Below are 16,225 nucleotides of genomic sequence, written 5' to 3'. Positions count from 1 at the left end.
GGCCGAGCGGACGAGCCGTCAGTCGCGCTTCGGCGCCAGGGGCTCGTGGCCCGGGTACACGTGGTCGGGGCTCACGATGTTGGTGACCGCCTGGCCGAGGAACGCACTGGGTTCCTTGCCGTCGTGCAGCACGTCGGTGTTGAGGAGGATGACCATGGTCGCCTGTGCCTCGGGCAGGTAGACGGTCAGGCTCTCGTACCCGGGGATCGAGCCGTTGTGGCCGATCCAGCCCTGGATGTTGAAGATGCCCAGGCCGTAGCCGGCACCCGGGATGCCTGTCGGGAGGGTCTTCAGGCGCTCGGCCTGGGTCGCGGGCTTCAGCAGCGTGCCGGTGGCGAGGACGCGGGCCCAGCTGCGCAGGTCCTGCAGGTCGGAGATCATCGCTCCCGCGGCCCAGCCCCAGGACGGATTCAAGTCGGTCGCGTCCACGGTCTTGCCCGAGGCCGACTGGTCGGTGTAGCCGTGCGCGTGCGGCTCGGGGAACTCCGCCCCGGTCGGGAAGACCGTGTGCCGCAGACCGGCCGGCCGCAGGACCTGCTGTTCGACGACCTCGTGGAACGGCCGGCCGGTGACCTTCTCGATCACCAGACCGAGCAGGATCAGGTTGGTGTTGGAGTAGTCGAACCGCGTGCCCGGCGCGAACTGCACGGGATGCTTGAAGGAGTAGCCGAGCAACTGCTGGGGTGTGTACGTGCTGTTGGGCTCCGTGTCGAGCCTCTTGTTGAAGGCGTCGTCATCGGCGTAGTTGAAGAGCCCGCTGCGCATGTCCGCCAGTTGGCGCAGGGTGATGCGGTCTCCGTTCGGAACACCGCTGACGTACGTGCCTATCGTGTCGTCCAGACGGAGCTTTCCCTGGTCGACCAGCCGCAGGAGTGCGGTCACGGTGAACGTCTTGGTCTCACTGCCGATGCGCATGTTGAGATCGGTCCTCATGGGCGCGCCGGACTGCTTGTCGGCCACCCCGAAGGCCTTCACGTAACTTCCCTTGCCGGGGGCCCACAGCCCCACGATCACACCCGGCACCCGCGTCTCGCGCATGGTCTGACGCACGGCCTCGTCCAGTTTCGCCGCGATGGCAGGGGTGAGTTGCTGGAACTCCGCGTCACTGTCCGGGGAGGGGGCGGTTGTGGTGACGGGCTGCGTTGAGGCGGGCGCCCCGTACACGGAGCCCGCGACGGCCGGGGTGATGAGCACAACTGCTGCGGTAGCGGCGACGCAGGCGCGGCGCAATTGCTTGCGGGTCGGCCTCACGGTGCCTCCTGTCGTACAGGGACCAAGGCGACATCATCAGGCTAAGACCGCGGCACACCGGTCGCGAGGCGAGCCGTTCCGGTCGCGCCCGCCCCCGGCTTGCCTCCAGGCTGTGGGGCCATGAAGGCAAGACCGGAGGGCTCTGCGCCTATCGGAGGCTGGTGAAGGCCTTCCAGCCCGTTCCGATCTTGGCTCCGGAACCGATTGTGCCCTTGCCGGTGCCGTAGTACCGGTACAGGTCACCGGCGCTCGTACGGGCGAGGACGTCGTCGTTTCCGTCCCGGTTCAGGTCGCCGACGCCGACGACGTCGGTCATGGAGGTCCAGCCGGTACCGGTCTTGGCGCCGGAACCGATCGTGGCCTTGCCGGTGCCGTAGTACCGGTACAGGTCACCGGCGCTCGTACGGGCGAGAAGGTCGGCGTTCTTGTCGTTGTTGAGGTCGCCGACGCCGACGACGGTGAGGTTCTTCCAGCCAGTGCCGATGCGGCCCGTTCGCGTGAGGGTGCCGTTCTTGGTGCCGGCGTAGAGGTAGAGGTCGCCGGTGGCGGTCTGGCGGGCGACGAGGTCGGGCCGTCCGTCGGCGTTGAAGTCGCCGGAGTAGGTGAGGACGTCGAGGCCGGTCCAGCCGGTGCCGATGCTGGTGTGGGGGCTGCTGGGGGTGACGACCTGGCCGCGTGGGGGCGTGTAGCGGTGGAGTTCGCCGGACGCGGTGCGCACGAGGGTGTCGTTGGCGCCGTCGCCGTCGAGGTCGCCGAAGGGGACGAGGGTGGAGGTGCTGGGCCAAGTACCGCCGTCCGTAGGGGCGGAGACGGTGCCCTGGGCCGTACCCCGGTAGACGGTGAGCGCGCCCGTGCCGGTCTGCGCGTAGAGGTCGGGAAGGCCGTCCGCGCCGACGTAGTCACGGCGCCCGGCCGCGGTCGACGGCTGGGAGGTGCCCGGCGTCGTGGCGGCCGCCCACACTTGGTGGATCTCCTTTCCCTTGTCCGTCGTCCCGGTCGTGCGGTTCCAGACGACGACGGCCCGGCCGTCCGCACCGGTCGCGCTGACGGTCGCGCCCTTGACCGCGTCGGCCTCGATCCGGCCGACGGTCACGGGTGGGGCCCAGGTGCCGTCCGTGCGCGCGGCGGCCGTCAGGTCCCCACCGCCCGTGGTCCACAGGGCGGTGACCGTACCGTCGGGGCCGACGCTCGGGGACCAGACGTCGTCCACCCCCGTTTCGGCGAGCGTCCGGACCGACGACCAGCCACCGGTCGACGAGCGGGTCGCCGTGCGCAATCCGAACGAGTCCTTCCACACGGCCGTCACCTCGCCGCTGGGGCCGAGCTGAGGCGCTGCGGACGAGTACGGGAGGCCCTCGGAAGGGGCCGACTCGGCGGCGCCCCACGACGCGTTCACCGCGGGACGGGAGGCGAAGCGGCGGGAGTAGTTGCCCTCCGACCAGCTCAACAGGGTGGCGCCGGAGGCGGACGACTGCAGGTCGAGGTCGCCGGCGAGAGAGGACGTGGTCCCCTCGACGGCCCTGGGCGCCTGCCACTGTGTCGCTCCGGCGGGCAGGGTGGCGACCCGCAACGCCGGCCCGCTGCTGTCGAAGTCGTCCTTCCAGGCGACCGTCACCGTGCCGTCGGCGCCGACGGTCGCGGCCGGCGAGAAGGCAAGGACGTCGGTGAGCTTGACGGGCTCGGACCAGGCGGCGCCGGGCGCGGGGCGCTCGGAGACGTACAGCCCGCGGCCCGCGTCCCCCCGCGTGTTGTCGCCGAAGCTGGTCCACGCCGCGACGAGGCGTCCGCCGGGGCCGCCGGCGAGGGCCAGCCATGCCGGGTGGGAGACGTTCGAGACCTGCGCCGGGTCCGTCCACGTCTTCGCCCCGGCCGACAGGGTGGACGAGCTGTACGTGTACCCGCGCGAGTCGTCCCAGTGCAGCCAGGCCACCGTCGCCGAACCGTCCGTACCGGCGGTCAGCGTGGCGGTGTACACCTCACCCATCGTCACCGCCACCCGGACCGGCGCGCTCCAACCGGTGCTCTTGGCCGGTCGGGTGGCGGCCCAGAGCTCCTGGTTGCCCGCCCCAGCGTCCCGGCTCCACACGGTGACGGCGGTGCCGTCCGAGGTGATCCTCAGGCCGTGCACGGAGCTGTGCGTGCCGAACGCGGTGAGCGCCGCCGGCGCACCCCACGCCTGCGATACCGCGGCGCCTGCGGGCGCCGCCGTCACAAGAGCCATGGAGACACCCGCGCCGGCGACAGCCAGCGTCAGGGTGGGCACCAGTGCCGCGCCGATGATCCTGGTCCTACGCATCGAACATTCTCCCCAAACCAGTGGTCGAGGCATGGCGAGAAGACGGCCCGCTCGATGCGCGCGCCGTCGTGCGACGTGTGAAGTCCCCGACCCCCCGGTCTGCTTCCCCCATGCACAAACAAACGTTGATGAGCCTAACAGCAGTCCCGGGGGCCACTCGAGGCCATTTGTTTGCCGGAGCCGCACTCTCACCAGTGAGAACGCCGAGTTCGTGCACCCGGCCGCTGCGCCCGCCAACGGTGCGCGGCGACAGACTTCTCCCGTCGAGACGGCCTGGAAGCACCGATCCGGAGGGGGTGGCTCAGCCTCTCGAAACGCGGCTCGATCGATCCGCTCGGCACTGCCCGGCCCGCACCGAGTGCGGCGGCCAGGGCGGCGATGGGCTCCCGGTCGGCCGGGGGGACGGTGATGCGCCGTGTCATCACGCCGGCCACGGGTGCACAGCTCGGCCGTCAGGCGCTCTCGGCCGTGAGGTGGTCCTTCAGGTCGTGCGCGAACAGCTCCCAGACCTGAGCGTAGCCGTGGACCAGCTCCGACATCTGGACCTTGCAATGAGCGGGAACGCTCTCGACGAAGCGCTGCCGGTCCCGGGCCACCAGGGCGGCGGCATCGAGCATGCGCAGGATGTGGCGGCCCATCTCGTTGAGCCGCATGGACGGGTCGCGGCGCAGTGCGTCGAAGACGGAGCCGAGTTCGGCGGGCGACTTGATGCTGGTGGGCCGCTGTTGGGGCGGGCGAGGGGCGGACGGGTACGCGGGACGCTGGTCGGGCGCGTGTCCGCGCTGACGCGCCGGTACGGGGTCTTCACCGCGCGTCATCCTGCTGCGGACGTCCGCGACGGTGGCCGGTGAAATGCCGGCCTGGCGGGCGATGGCACGCAGTGAGGCGGTGGGGTCCTCCTTGATGAGGCGACTCGCGAGCTCCCGACCATGAGTGGAGTCCACCGGCCTGGAACGGCCGTCGAGCCCGATCCTGCGGTCACCGTGCAGGGATGTGCCGACCGTGTTCTGGCGTACTTCCGAGACCTTGCGGGCGGACAGCCCGGCCACGGCGGCCACGGCCCGGTCGGACCACTCGGGGTGGGAGGCGAAGATGCGCTCGGCGGCGGCGATGCGGTCCTCCTGGGACAGCGGGCGGCCGTGGGAGACATTGAGGGCGACCGCGAGCAGGTCGGCGTCCGTCGTGTCCCCGTCGAAGTAACGGACCATGATGCACGTCTGGCCGTTGACCTGGGCGGCCCTGAAGCGGTGGACTCCATCGACGACCCTCATGGTGGGGCGGTGGACGAGGATCGGCGGAAGCTCCGACTCGATCCCGGCGAGTGTCCGGGTGTACTCGATGTCCACGCCGCCCGTGCGGGGCGAGGAGACGATGTGCAGTTCGTCGAGTGGGACGAGCTCCACCGGTGCGTCGCGAAGGCTCTGGTCACGCAGCGTCAGCACGTAGTCCGAACTGCTGTGCGTGTGGGGTTTCTCAAGCGGTTCGGCGGTCACAGGCAAGACTCCTGGTCGGCGCGTGAGGAACGGGCTGGGACGGAAGAAGTCCTCCTGTCATTTGCCGTTACCCTTACCGGCCAGAACCGGGGGCGGGACCTGCCACCCCGAGTCGTCCCTGGGGTCGTCGTCACCCTCACCGGCGGTCACGGTCAGCTGCGCTCTCTGCACACCCGCGCCGACGGTGACGGCGGCGGAGTCGGCGGCCCACGCGGGCTGCGCTCCCAGGAGGCACATGCCGGCGGCGACACTGCCGAGAAGGAATTGACGAATCATCACTTGCCTCTTCTTGAGCGGACTTGCTGCGACGCACATGAGTGTTTCGCGCATCCCATGGGTAGCAGAAGAGCCTTCAGGACGGGCAAAGCGGCCTTGGCATAATCAGTCCACCCTCCCCCTCGGAGGCGCCGCTCTCGCCCTTTCCGCGGGGGCGGTGAGGGTCAGTCGTCGAGGTCCGGACGCAGCAGAGGGACAGCCGCCGACAGCAACTGCCACTGCGCGAGCGGCGAATGGGTCAGGACGGCGCGCCCCCATGCCCGCGCCGCTGCCGCTTCCGCCGCCGCCAGGGTGGCCGCGTGGACGTAGACGCCGACGACCGGGAGGGGCTGGGCGGTGGGGTGCAGGCTGACGTGTTCGATGCAGTTCGTATCAGCGGCGGAGCCCTCAGTCAGGAGGGCCGGGATGCACACGGGCAACAGGTCGCCTTCGGGATGCGGGAGGAGGCGAAGATGGACGAGATACACAGCTCAACCTTCCCCGGGGGAAGTAGGCATCGCGCACGAGGAGTTCGTGACGCGATCACGATCGGTGGTTCGTGAGGCGTCGCCGGCAGAAGGGACTGCGGGCCAGAGAGGCAAGGGCGTCGTGGAAGTCGGTGCGGTGTTCCCATCGGGTGGACGGATCTGACGAGGTGGCGCAGGGCGCAGACCGCTCCACCAGGTGGCGCGGCTGCCAACGCCCCTGTCCTCGAGGCGCCTTTGGAATGGTGACGGACAGGGGTCGGGCGCTTACGGAAATCATGACGCTTCAGGCGGACGTTCGGGTCAACGTGGTCGTCCTTGTCGCCGGGTTGGGCTTCGGAACGACAATGGTGCCCGCAGCGTTTCGGTTCCATGAGGTGAACACGGTGCAGCTGGTCGGTGACGCCCGGGTGCTGCCACCACACCTGGCGTACCGCGGTTGCGGAACTACGCGGCTCCTCACGACGTTCGTCGAGGCAGCGGCGGGATGCCGCGGAGAAAAAGTTGATGTTCCGTACTCGGCCCTCGGTTAGGGTTGGCGGGAACTGGCCCGAACGCGTGTACGCAACCGGGAGGTGCTCGGTTGCGTCCACCCTGTCTGGATAGCTCAACGGAGATGGGACTCGATGCTGATCAATCTCGGGCTTGATGCCGTCGCCGAGACCGTCTACCGGGGGATGCTGGCCCACCCTGGCGATTGCTTCGCCGAACTGGCCGACCGGCTGGGCATATCGGGGGCCGAGCTGCGGGCAGCGCTGGACAAGCTCAGCGAGCTCGCTCTCGTCCGGGCCTCCTCGGATGACCCCAGCCATGTGCACGCGGTCAGCCCGCACCTCGGCATGGAGATGCTTCTCGCCCGCCAGCAGGCCGAGCTGGCGGCCCAGCAGCAGCGGGTCGAGGCGAGTCGCGCAGAGGCCGCGCGCCTCATCTCCGAGTTCGCGCACGAACAGTCCTCCCAGTCCAATGCGTCGGTCCGTTACCTCGAGGGCGTGGATTCAATTCGTGACTATCTCGCCTCCCTGAACGACCAAGTCGAGGAAGAATTCATCACTTTCGCCCCCGGAGGCGCTCAGACAGCGGCCAACATGCGGGCTTCACGGCCGCTCAACCTCCGGTTACTGGAGCGCGGAATCAGCATGCGCACGATATACCTTGACAGCATTCGACCGGACCCAGCCAGTCTTGAGCACGCAAAATGGCTCACATCCCACGGTGCGCATGTCCGGACGGCGCCGTCGCTTCCGAACCGTATGATCATTTGCGACCGGCGGGTGGCCATCGTCGCCACCGACAGCGACCACACGGACGTGGGCGCCGTCGTCTCCACCTCGCCGGGAATCGTCTCCTCCTTGTGCGCCCTGTTCGAGAGCGAGTGGCGCAACGCCAAGCCGCTGGGCCGGCCCCGCCCACAACAGCCCGGCGAGCTGACGCCGCAGCAGGTGACGGCGCTGGATCTGCTGGCGCAGGGCGCCACGGACGAGTCGATCGCCAAGAAGCTCGGCGTCTCTCCCCGGACGGCCAGACGCATCGCGACCGGACTCCTCACGCACCTCAACGCGCGCAGCCGCTTCCAGGCCGGGGTCCACGCCGTACAGCAGGGCCACTTGCCGACAACTCCGGAATAAAGACGATTCAGGGCGAACACCCTTCCTGCGGTGGTTTGTTGTCACAGCTCCCGCGATGCGCTCCCGCCACGACTTCCGGCCCCGGACGCACTTTTTGGCCGAGATCCGACGGGTGGACCTCTATCCCACCACCCCTTGCCCCGCTTGGTCACCACCGGGCGCTCCTCGCCCCGGAAAACATGCCGTCCCCTAAAAGGTTCCCTGCATTACTTCCCCAAAGCATGGACACGTGCGTGTTCCTGAATGGTGCAGGTAGTTTGAGGAACTGACGCGGGTTCCTGGCCCGTTCAATTTCACCGGCAGCGACATCCGGATTCGCCGACCGCACCGTGCCGTCTTCTTTCAACCGGCTGCCGGCCTGCCTGCCCGGTGAATTTCCGTAATGACCCGTGAAGGATTTTCGGAAGGGGACACCCATGCCCGACCACAGGAGCGGAATCGCCGTCGGCACCACCCTGCCGGGGCTCGGCCGCGCCGATATCGATCGCGCCGAGCTGCGGCTTGCCGGAAGGGTCCTGCGCACTCCCGTCATACGCTCCGACCAGCTGGACGGGCTGTGCGGCGCGCGCCTGTGGCTGAAGGCAGAGAACCTCCAGCTCGGTGGCTCGTTCAAAGTGCGCGGGGCGCTCCTCGCCGTCGAGGAGCTGGCCGCCGCTGGAAGCCGCGGGGTGGTCGCCCAGAGCACCGGCAACCACGCGATCGCGGTAGCGCTGGCGGCCCGTGCGCACGGCCTGCCCACCCTGATCGTGCTTCCGTCCGACGCACCGCCCGGCAAGGTCCGCAGAATCAAAGAGGCCCGCGCCCAGGTCGTGTTCGCCGGGACGACTCTCGCCGAGCGCGTGGCCGCCGTCGAGAACCTACGAGAGGCGCACGGGTACGACGTCGTCGACCCGTACGAGAACCCGCACGTGGTCGCAGGCCAGGGCACCGCCACCGCTGAGCTGCTCGCCCAGGCCTCCGCCGAGGGCGTGCGCCTCGACAGCGTCGTCATACCGATCGGCGGGGGCAGCGCGCTCGCGGGCGCCTGCCTGGCCGCCGCCGGTCACGGAGCCGCTGTGGTCGGTGCGGAACCCGAGGCCGTGCCCGCCTACACCGCGGCCCTGCGCGCGGGCGAGCCAGTGACGGTCGGTGCGCGCCACACCATCGCCGACGGGCTGCGCCCCGACCGGATCGGCGCCCTTCCCTTCTCCGTCGCGGCGCTCGACGCGGCCCGCGTGCTGACCGTTACGGAGGAAGCCATCGCCGACGCGCTGCGGGCCGCGCTGCTGCAGGCCCGGCTGCTCGTCGAGCCGGCGGCCGCGACCGCGCTGGCCGGGGCCCTGGAGTTTGCCGCAGGACCCGGGCGGGGGACCGACATCGGCGTCCTGCTCTCCGGCGGCAACGTCGAACCCAGCCTGGTGACGGCCCTGCTCGCCCAGGCGTGCGACAACGCCCCACAGAGATCCGCACGTTGACGGCTGCACCTCTCGACGCAGTACCTCCGACGCACAAGACACCTCGGCCCGAAGCACGGTTCACACCGTCTTCGGACCGAGGTGTCTGTCCCCAACCGCCGGACTACTTCCCTGCCATGGCCTCTATGAGGCTCTTGGGACGCATGTCGGTCCAGGACTTCTCGATGTAGGCGAGGCAGTCCTCGCGGCTCGCCTCGCCGTACACCGAGGTCCAGCCCGCGGGCACTTCGACGAAGATGGGCCAGAGGGAGTGCTGTCCCTCGTCGTTGACCAGGACCAGGTAGTTGGCATTGGGGTCATCGAACGGATTCGTCACGACGTCGTCCTCTCTCAGGTGATGACTCTGATCACGTCGGCGACCACACCGATGGCCGGGTGCGGAGATTCCACACGTACGCGATCCACAATTCCCGTCCCGCGGAGCCCGCGGGTTTTGCGGCTATCCACTATGACCCGCACCCGCTCGGACCAACAACAGTCGACGGGGTGTGTGCCAAGACGGCTCAATCACGTGCGGGAGCGTTGTGTTCAACCGTTGCCGCGCATCAGTTGAACACCATCGCGAAGTGATGGAGTCGTCGCGCCGTTCCTCGTGTCCGCCCGCACTCGGTGGTCCCTCGGGTGGTCGATGCACCAGTCGTCCGCGGACGACTGGTGCATCGACGGGGGAACCGGCTCAGGCGGTACGGGGTACAGGGGCGCCGTCCTTGGTGTCCTTCACCTCCTCGGAGAACTGCGTGTGGTACAGGGAGGCGTACATACCGCCCGCGGCCAGCAGCTCCTCGTGGGTGCCGCGTTCGCGGATGCGGCCCGCATCGACGACCAGGATCTGGTCGGCCTCCCGGATGGTGGACAGCCGGTGCGCGATCACCAGCGAGGTCCGACCGGCCAGTGCGCTCTTGAGGGCCCGCTGGATCGACGCCTCGGACTCCGAGTCCAGATGCGCGGTGGCCTCGTCGAGCACCACGACCGGGGGTGATTTGAGCAGGAGCCGGACCAGGGCGATCCGCTGCTTCTCACCGCCGGAGAGGCGGTGGCCGCGCTCCCCGACGACGGTGTCCAGGCCGTTCGGGAGTGCGGCGACCACGTCCCAGATCAGCGCCGCCCTGCACGCCTCCATGAGGTCCACCTCGGTGGCCTCGGGGCGTGCGTACAGGAGGTTGGCGCGGATCGTGTCGTGGAACATGTGCGTATCCTGGCTGACCACACCGACCGTGTCGCTCAGGGACTGCAGCGTCACGTCCCGCACGTCGTGCCCGCCGACGCGGACGGACCCGGAGGTCGCCTCGTAGAGCCGGGGCACGAGCTGGGTGATCGTGGTCTTGCCGGCGCCGGACGGGCCTACGAGTGCCGTCAACTTCCCGGCGGGAGCGGTGAAGCTGAGCTCCTTGAGGATCCAGGCGCTGTTCCCCGGGTCCTTCTCGCGCAGGGCGATCGGTTCCAGGGAGGCGAGGGACACCTCGTCCGCGGTCGGGTAGCGGAACGAGACGTGGTCGAACTCGACCGCTGGCGCCGTGACTTCAGCCTGCTTGACGGCGCTCGCCAGGCTCGCGGGCAGTTCAAGCGCATCGGTCTTCTCGTCGACCAGCGGCTTCAGGTCCAGGACCTCGAAGATCCGGTCGAAGCTGACGAGAACCGTGAGCACCTGGATCTGCAGGCCGGAGAGCTGGTTGATCGGCCCGTACATCCGGAACAGCAGCGTCACCATGGCGACGAGCGTGCCGATCTGCAGCGCGCCGTCGATGACCAGATTCCCGCCGACGCCGTACACGACCGCAGTCGTCAGCGAGGTGAGCACGGTGACGATGATGAAGAACATCCGTCCTTGCACCACGTTCTGCGCCGTGATGTCCCGGACCCGGCCCGCCTTCTCCTCGAAGAGGGCTGACTCGGCGGCCGGGCGCCCGTACAGCTTGGCGAGCTCGGCGCCCGAGACGTTGAAGCGCTCGCTCATCATCGAGCCCATCTCGCCGTCGAGGTTCATCCGCTCGCGGGTGATCCGTTGCAGCTTGCGCCCGATGATCCGGGCCGGGAAGAGGAAGAGCGGAACCATCACCAGGGCGATGAGAGTGATCTCCCACGACAGGTAGATCATCGTGCTGACGACGATGACCAGGGTCAGCAGCGCCGAGACCGCCTGGGTCAGCAGCGAGGTGATGGCCTGCCGAGTCCCCGCGATGTCCGTGTTGAGCCTGCTGACCAGTGCTCCGGTCTGCACCCGTGAGAAGAAGGCGAGCGGTTGGCGCTGCACATGTTCGAACACCTCGGTCCGCAGGTCGTAGACCAGCCCCTCACCGATCTTGCCCGAGCAGCGGGCTTCGACATACAGCACGATGGATTCCAGCAGGGCGAGCAGGACGATGCCCAACGCCAGGGCAAGGACGACGTCGAGCTTCTTCGGCACGATGCCGTCGTCGATCATAAACTTGAGCATCAGGGGACTGGCCGCGGTGATCGCACCGCACGCCAGGCTCGCGAATACCAGGACTCCCAGCGCTTTCCGATATCTCAAGGCGTACGGGAGTATGCGCCGGAGCGTACCCGGCTTGATTTTCTGACGGATCTTCGCACCGTCTTCGAAATTCTTACGAGAGGTGATGTTGGGGCCGCCTATGAGGGCCATAAATACTCCTCGCCTGTGGGTGCAACAGACCTTTCAGGCCGATTGGTCTGCGGCCGGGCGCATGACCGCCGGACCATGGGGCGGTTTCGTCGATGTCGGTCGGTGCCGGTCGTAGGCCTCGCCGCCACCGGCCGCTCCCTTCCGGCCGGGCAGGTAGGGGACGCTCCCCACGGGTCGGCAGCCGTAAGGGCCGCCGGAGCAAGGAATTCCCTCGTCGAGGTCAGCCGCCCGGATGCGGGTGGTGAAGTGCTTTGCCATCAGCCGTTGCCCTCCGGGACGTCCGTCTGTGCCACGCTCCGGTTCCCGTGCTCCGGCTCGGAGCGGGAAAGAGTGGCAGAGGCAGACACGACGGACACGGCGATCCTGCGCTTTCTCTTTCCGCGTTCTGTTTCCGCGTTCTGTTTCCGGTTTCGGATTTCCCTTTCGGTACGCGCTTCGCAGGCGCGAGGAGAGGCAGGGCGCGAGAGGGACGGGGCTCGTCGGATCGCTTCTCGCCCGGGGGCCCGCCGTCCGGAGCGCACTCCGGCCGGCGGGCCCCCGACTGTCGCGCTGTCAGCCCCTCAGGCCCAGCCAGGCCGAGACCGCGGACCAGACCTCGGCCAGCGTGTCCGGCTTGGCCATCTCGTAGTGGGTGCACGGAACACCCGACTCGGTGATCTCACCCGTGATGTACGGCTTCCAGAGCTCGGCGGTGGCGTCGTCCGCCGCCCTGCTCTCCTGCGCGACGATCAACAGGGCGTTCCCGTCGAAGCGGCCGAACTCGTGGGCGACACGGATCGTCCGGTGGTTCTGGAGGATCCGGGCGAAGGTCCGGTACTCCTCGTCGGTCGCCGCGCCGAGGGCGTTGCCCGCCTCACGGCGCACCACCTCGATCAGCCGGTCGACCTTGGCCTCCAGGTCGACCTCTGTCTCGTCGGCGTCGTCCACCGATCCGTCCGCGCGCTCGGTCCACGGGTACTGGTCGAGGATGACCAGCGCCGCCACCTCCTCGCCGGCCGCCTGGAGCTGCACGGCGACCTCGTGCGCGACTGCCCCGCCGTAGGACCAGCCCAGGAGGTGGTAGGGACCGCTCGGCTGGACGGAGCGAAGCTGCTCGACGTAGTCCGCCGCCATCTCCGTCACGGAACGGGCGAGTTCGGACGTCCCGTCAAGGCCGCGGGACTGGAGTCCGTACAGCGGGATGTCCGCCGGGACGTAGCGGGCCATCGGCATGTAGCACCAGCTCAGACCGCCCGCGGGGTGGATGAGGAAGAACGGCGGCCGACTGCCCTGCTCCCGGATCGGCAGCAGCACGTCCAGCGCGTCCCGAATGGACGACAGGCTCATCCGTTTCATCAGCTCGGCGACGCACGGCGCGGCGAAGAGGTCGCGGACCGCGATCGACACCCCCCGCTCGCGCAGCTTCTCCACGAGCCGCACCGCGAGCAGCGAGTGGCCGCCCAGGGCGAAGAAGTCGTCGTCCACGCCGACCGACTCCACGCCGAGGACTTCGGCGAAGGCAGCGCACATGTTCTCCTCGAAGGAGGTGACCGCCCAGTTGGCGTCCTCCTCCACCACCGCGCCGTCCGGGACGGGCAGGGCCTTGCGGTCCAGCTTCCCGTTCGGCATCAGCGGCAGCCTGTCGATCACGACTACGGCCGACGGCACCATGTAGCCGGGCAGCCGGTCCTGGGCGAGACCCCGGGCCTCCTGACCGATCCGGTCGGCGAGGGCCGCCCGTGTCTCCTCGGTCCACTCCTCCTCTCCCTGCGGGGCGATGCCCCGGTTCGGCACCAGGTAGGCCACCAGGCGCTGGTCGCCGGGGTTGTCCTCCCGCACGAGGGCCACGGACTGCGCGACCTGGGGGTGCGCGGACAGTGCCGCTTCGATCTCGCCCAGTTCGACGCGGAAGCCGCGGATCTTGACCTGGTCGTCGGAGCGCCCGACGTACTGCAGGTCCCCATCAACGGTCCACCGCACCACGTCGCCCGTACGGTAGATCCGCTCGCCGGAGCCGCCGAACGGGCTGGCCACGAAGCGGCCGGCGGTGAGGTCCGGGCGGCCCAGGTAGCCGCGCGCCACGCTCATGCCGCCGATGTACAGCTCGCCTGCGACACCCGGCGGAACCGGGCCGAGCGCAGCGTCGAGCACGTACACCTGGGTGTTGCCGATCGGGCCGCCGATCGACGTCGCGTCGGCGCCCTCTCCCGCCAGCTCCTTGGCGGTCGACCAGACGGTGGTCTCAGTCGGACCGTACAGGTTGGTCAGGGTGGGTGTCCTGGCCAGGATGACGCGGGCCAGGTCGCTCGGGAGCGCCTCCGCGCCGATCATGGCGCGAACCTTCGTCCAGTCGACCGGGTCGTCCGCGTCCGCGATCAGGCCGCGCCACAGGCTCGGCGTCGCGTGGACGACGGTGGCGCCGGTGGTACGGATCAGGGAACGCAGCGCCCACGGGTCGAGGACCTGTTCCTGCGAGGCGAGCACCATCCGCGCCCCGTTCAGCAGCGGAAGGTAGAACTCGAAGCCCGCCATGTCACAGCCGTGGGTGCTGACCGCGAGCAGCCGGTCGTCCGCGTCCAGCGCGAACCGGTCCTGCATCGAGGTCAGGAAGTTCACGATCGCGCGGTGTTCAACGAGCACTCCCTTGGGGCGACCCGTCGATCCGGACGTGTAGATCACCCACATGGGGTGCTCGGGCAGCAGAGCCGCCGTGCGCTCCCCGTCGGTCAGCGGACCGTCCGCGAGGGCGGTCAGCCGCTCGGCGACGTCGGCGCTGTCGAGCAGGATCACCGGCACCTGCGGACGGTGATCCGGCTCCGCCGGACGGGCGTGCACATCCTGGCTGGTGAGCACGGCGACCGCGCCCGAGTCGGCGATGACGTACGCGATCCGGTCGGCCGGGTAGGCAGGGTCGATCGGCAGGTACGCGGCACCGGCCTTGATCACTCCGAGGAGGGCCACCACCAGGTCCACCGTACGTTCGAAGACCGCCGCGACGACGGACTCGGGGCCGATGCCCTGCCCGGCGAGGTACCGGGCCAGGCGGTTGGCCCGCGCGTCCAGTTCGGCGTAGGTCAGCTCCTCGTCGCCATGGACCAGGGCGATCGCGTCGGGTGTCCGGGCGGCCTGCGCCTCGAAGCGCTCAACGACCGTCGTGTGCGGGACGTCGGCCTCGGTGGCGTTCCACTCGGTGAGCATCCGCAGCCGCTCGTCCTCACCGAGGACGTCCACCTCGCTGACCCGCAGCCCCGGGGAGGCGGCGAGCGCCGTGAGCACCCGGGTGAGTCGCTCGGCGATCCGCTCCACCGACTCCGGGTCGAACAGGTCCGCAGCGGCGACCACCGAGCCGCGCATACCCGCCGGCGCTCCCTCGGCATCGTGCAGCTCGGCGACGCTGACGTCCAGGTCGAACTTCGCGACCGCCTCGGACGGGCCGCCGCTCCCGGACGGGGCCGCCGGGGCCCCGCGCCGAGCGGCGACGCCGTCCAGGTCGAGCACCGCCTGCTCGTTGTTCTGCAGGAGCAGCATGACCTGGAACAGAGGGTGGCGGGCCATCGAGCGGGCCGGGGCCAGCTCCTCCACCAGCCGCTCGAACGGTACGTCCGGGTGCGCGAACGCCCCGAGCCCCGCCTCTCGCACCCGCTCCAGGACCTCGTGGAAGGTCGGGTCCTCGGAGAGGTCGGTGCGCAGGACGAACGTGTTGACGAAGTACCCGATCAGGTCGTCGAGGGCCTCGTCGGTGCGGCCCGCGATGGCCGAGCCGATCGGGATGTCGGTGCCCGCGCCGATCCGGGAGAGCAGGACGGCCAAGGCGCCGTGCAGCACCATGAACATCGTCACGCCCTCGGTCCGCGCAAGCTCCGCGAGCCGCGCGTGCACGTCGGCCGGAATGTCCAGCGGGATCCGGTGGCCCCGGTGGGAGGCGATCGCCGGACGCGTCCGGTCGAAGGGCAGCTCCAGCTCCTCCGGGACGCCTTCCAACGCCGCCCGCCAGTACGCGACCTGTTGGGAGATCAGGCTCTGCGGGTCCTGGCTGTCCCCGAGCACCTCACGCTGCCACAGCGCGTAGTCCGCGTACTGCACCGGCAGCGGCTCCCACTCCGGCGCCCGGCCCTCGCCGCGGGCCTCGTACGCCACGGACACGTCCCGGGCCAGGGGCGCCCACGACCAGCCGTCACCGGCGATGTGGTGGACCACGACCACGAGGACGTGCTCCTCGGGCCCGGCCCTGAACAGCCATGCTCTAATGGGGACTTCGACCGCCAGGTCGAAGGTGTACGCCTTCGCCGCGGCGACCGCGCCGGCCAGGGCGGCCGGCTCGGCGTCGACGACGGTCAGCTCCCAGTCCAGCTCGTCGATGCCGACGATCCGCTGGTACGGCTCCCCGTCCGCGACGCCGAAGACCGTGCGCAAGACCTCGTGCCGCGCGAGCAGGTCACGGAAGGCCGCGCCCATCGCGTCGGCGTCCACCGCACCGGCGAGCCGGGCCGCTACGGGGATGTTGTAGGTGGAGCTCGGCCCGTCCATCTGGTTGATGAACCAGAGCCGCCTCTGTCCGTACGAGAGCGGGATCCGCTCCGGGCGTTCCCTGGCGGTCAACGCCGTACGTGCCGCACGGGCACCGGCAAGACGGTCCGCCAGGCCCGCCACCGTCGGCGCCTCGAACAGCTCCCGGATCTCGACCTCGACGCCCAGAACCGCACGAATACGGCTGACCAGGCGCACCGCGAGCAGCGAGTGGCCGCCCAGATCGAAGAAGTCGTC

At 69.5% G+C, this 16,225-nt stretch carries 10 protein-coding genes; 2 read left to right on the top strand and 8 right to left on the bottom strand.

The window, feature by feature from the left end:
* Positions 1 to 18: 18 nt before the first annotated feature.
* The 5 genes from ACZ7J0_RS22875 to ACZ7J0_RS22855 form a co-directional block, all read right to left on the bottom strand.
* Positions 19 to 1,251 carry a serine hydrolase domain-containing protein gene (locus tag ACZ7J0_RS22875; protein ID WP_470890136.1) on the bottom strand — a complete coding sequence of 411 codons (1,233 nt, stop codon included), beginning with the start codon at positions 1,249 to 1,251 and terminating at the stop codon, positions 19 to 21.
* Between the two features lie 148 nt (positions 1,252 to 1,399).
* Entirely contained in the window at positions 1,400 to 3,547 is a 2,148-nt protein-coding gene (locus tag ACZ7J0_RS22870) for an FG-GAP repeat domain-containing protein (protein ID WP_470890134.1), read from the bottom strand.
* Between the two features lie 452 nt (positions 3,548 to 3,999).
* The gene (locus ACZ7J0_RS22865; RefSeq protein WP_470890132.1) at positions 4,000 to 5,040 is read right to left on the bottom strand and encodes a ParB/RepB/Spo0J family partition protein; all 1,041 of its coding nucleotides are present in this window, start codon (positions 5,038 to 5,040) and stop codon (positions 4,000 to 4,002) included.
* Positions 5,041 to 5,097: 57 nt separating this feature from the next.
* A complete protein-coding gene (locus ACZ7J0_RS22860) occupies positions 5,098 to 5,316 on the bottom strand; it encodes a hypothetical protein (protein WP_470890130.1) in 219 nt (72 codons plus the stop codon).
* Positions 5,317 to 5,480: 164 nt separating this feature from the next.
* Positions 5,481 to 5,783 carry a hypothetical protein gene (locus ACZ7J0_RS22855; protein WP_470890129.1) on the bottom strand — a complete coding sequence of 101 codons (303 nt, stop codon included), beginning with the start codon at positions 5,781 to 5,783 and terminating at the stop codon, positions 5,481 to 5,483.
* A gap of 623 nt (positions 5,784 to 6,406) precedes the next feature.
* Between ACZ7J0_RS22855 and ACZ7J0_RS22850 the strand changes: the two genes are divergently transcribed.
* Both ACZ7J0_RS22850 and ACZ7J0_RS22845 read left to right on the top strand, forming a co-directional pair.
* Positions 6,407 to 7,405 (top strand): helix-turn-helix domain-containing protein, encoded by a 999-nt coding sequence (locus tag ACZ7J0_RS22850; protein ID WP_470890127.1) that lies wholly within the window; start codon positions 6,407 to 6,409, stop codon positions 7,403 to 7,405.
* A 416-nt stretch (positions 7,406 to 7,821) separates the two neighbouring features.
* Complete coding sequence (locus ACZ7J0_RS22845) at positions 7,822 to 8,859, top strand: threonine ammonia-lyase (protein ID WP_470890125.1); 1,038 nt, start codon at positions 7,822 to 7,824, stop codon at positions 8,857 to 8,859.
* Between the two features lie 103 nt (positions 8,860 to 8,962).
* Here ACZ7J0_RS22845 and ACZ7J0_RS22840 read toward each other — a convergent pair whose 3' ends face one another.
* The 3 genes from ACZ7J0_RS22840 to ACZ7J0_RS22830 form a co-directional block, all read right to left on the bottom strand.
* On the bottom strand, positions 8,963 to 9,175 hold the full coding sequence (locus ACZ7J0_RS22840) for an MbtH family protein (RefSeq protein ID WP_468711639.1): 213 nt from the start codon (positions 9,173 to 9,175) through the stop codon (positions 8,963 to 8,965).
* 360 nt (positions 9,176 to 9,535) lie between these two features.
* Positions 9,536 to 11,293: an ABC transporter ATP-binding protein gene (locus ACZ7J0_RS22835; protein WP_470890123.1), complete on the bottom strand. Its 1,758-nt coding sequence runs from the start codon at positions 11,291 to 11,293 to the stop codon at positions 9,536 to 9,538.
* Between the two features lie 741 nt (positions 11,294 to 12,034).
* Positions 12,035 to 16,225 (bottom strand): non-ribosomal peptide synthetase (locus ACZ7J0_RS22830; RefSeq protein ID WP_470890121.1); only part of this gene is annotated, 4,191 nt, incomplete at its 5' end.

It is taken from the genome of Streptomyces sp. NPDC038280, assembly GCF_055600045.1.
Note: the sequence above shows the minus strand (reverse complement) of the source record. Positions and strands in the feature narration are given on the sequence as shown.

Bases quoted from the DNA above. Each gene is read 5' to 3' on its own strand.
- ACZ7J0_RS22870 (WP_470890134.1), bottom strand. From the start codon at position 3,547: ATGCGTAGGACCAGGATCATCGGCGCGGCACTGGTGCCCACCCTGACG.
- ACZ7J0_RS22860 (WP_470890130.1), bottom strand. From the start codon at position 5,316: ATGATTCGTCAATTCCTTCTCGGCAGTGTCGCCGCCGGCATGTGCCTC.
- ACZ7J0_RS22850 (WP_470890127.1), top strand. From the start codon at position 6,407: ATGCTGATCAATCTCGGGCTTGATGCCGTCGCCGAGACCGTCTACCGG.
- ACZ7J0_RS22845 (WP_470890125.1), top strand. From the start codon at position 7,822: ATGCCCGACCACAGGAGCGGAATCGCCGTCGGCACCACCCTGCCGGGG.
- ACZ7J0_RS22835 (WP_470890123.1), bottom strand. From the start codon at position 11,293: ATGCTCAAGTTTATGATCGACGACGGCATCGTGCCGAAGAAGCTCGAC.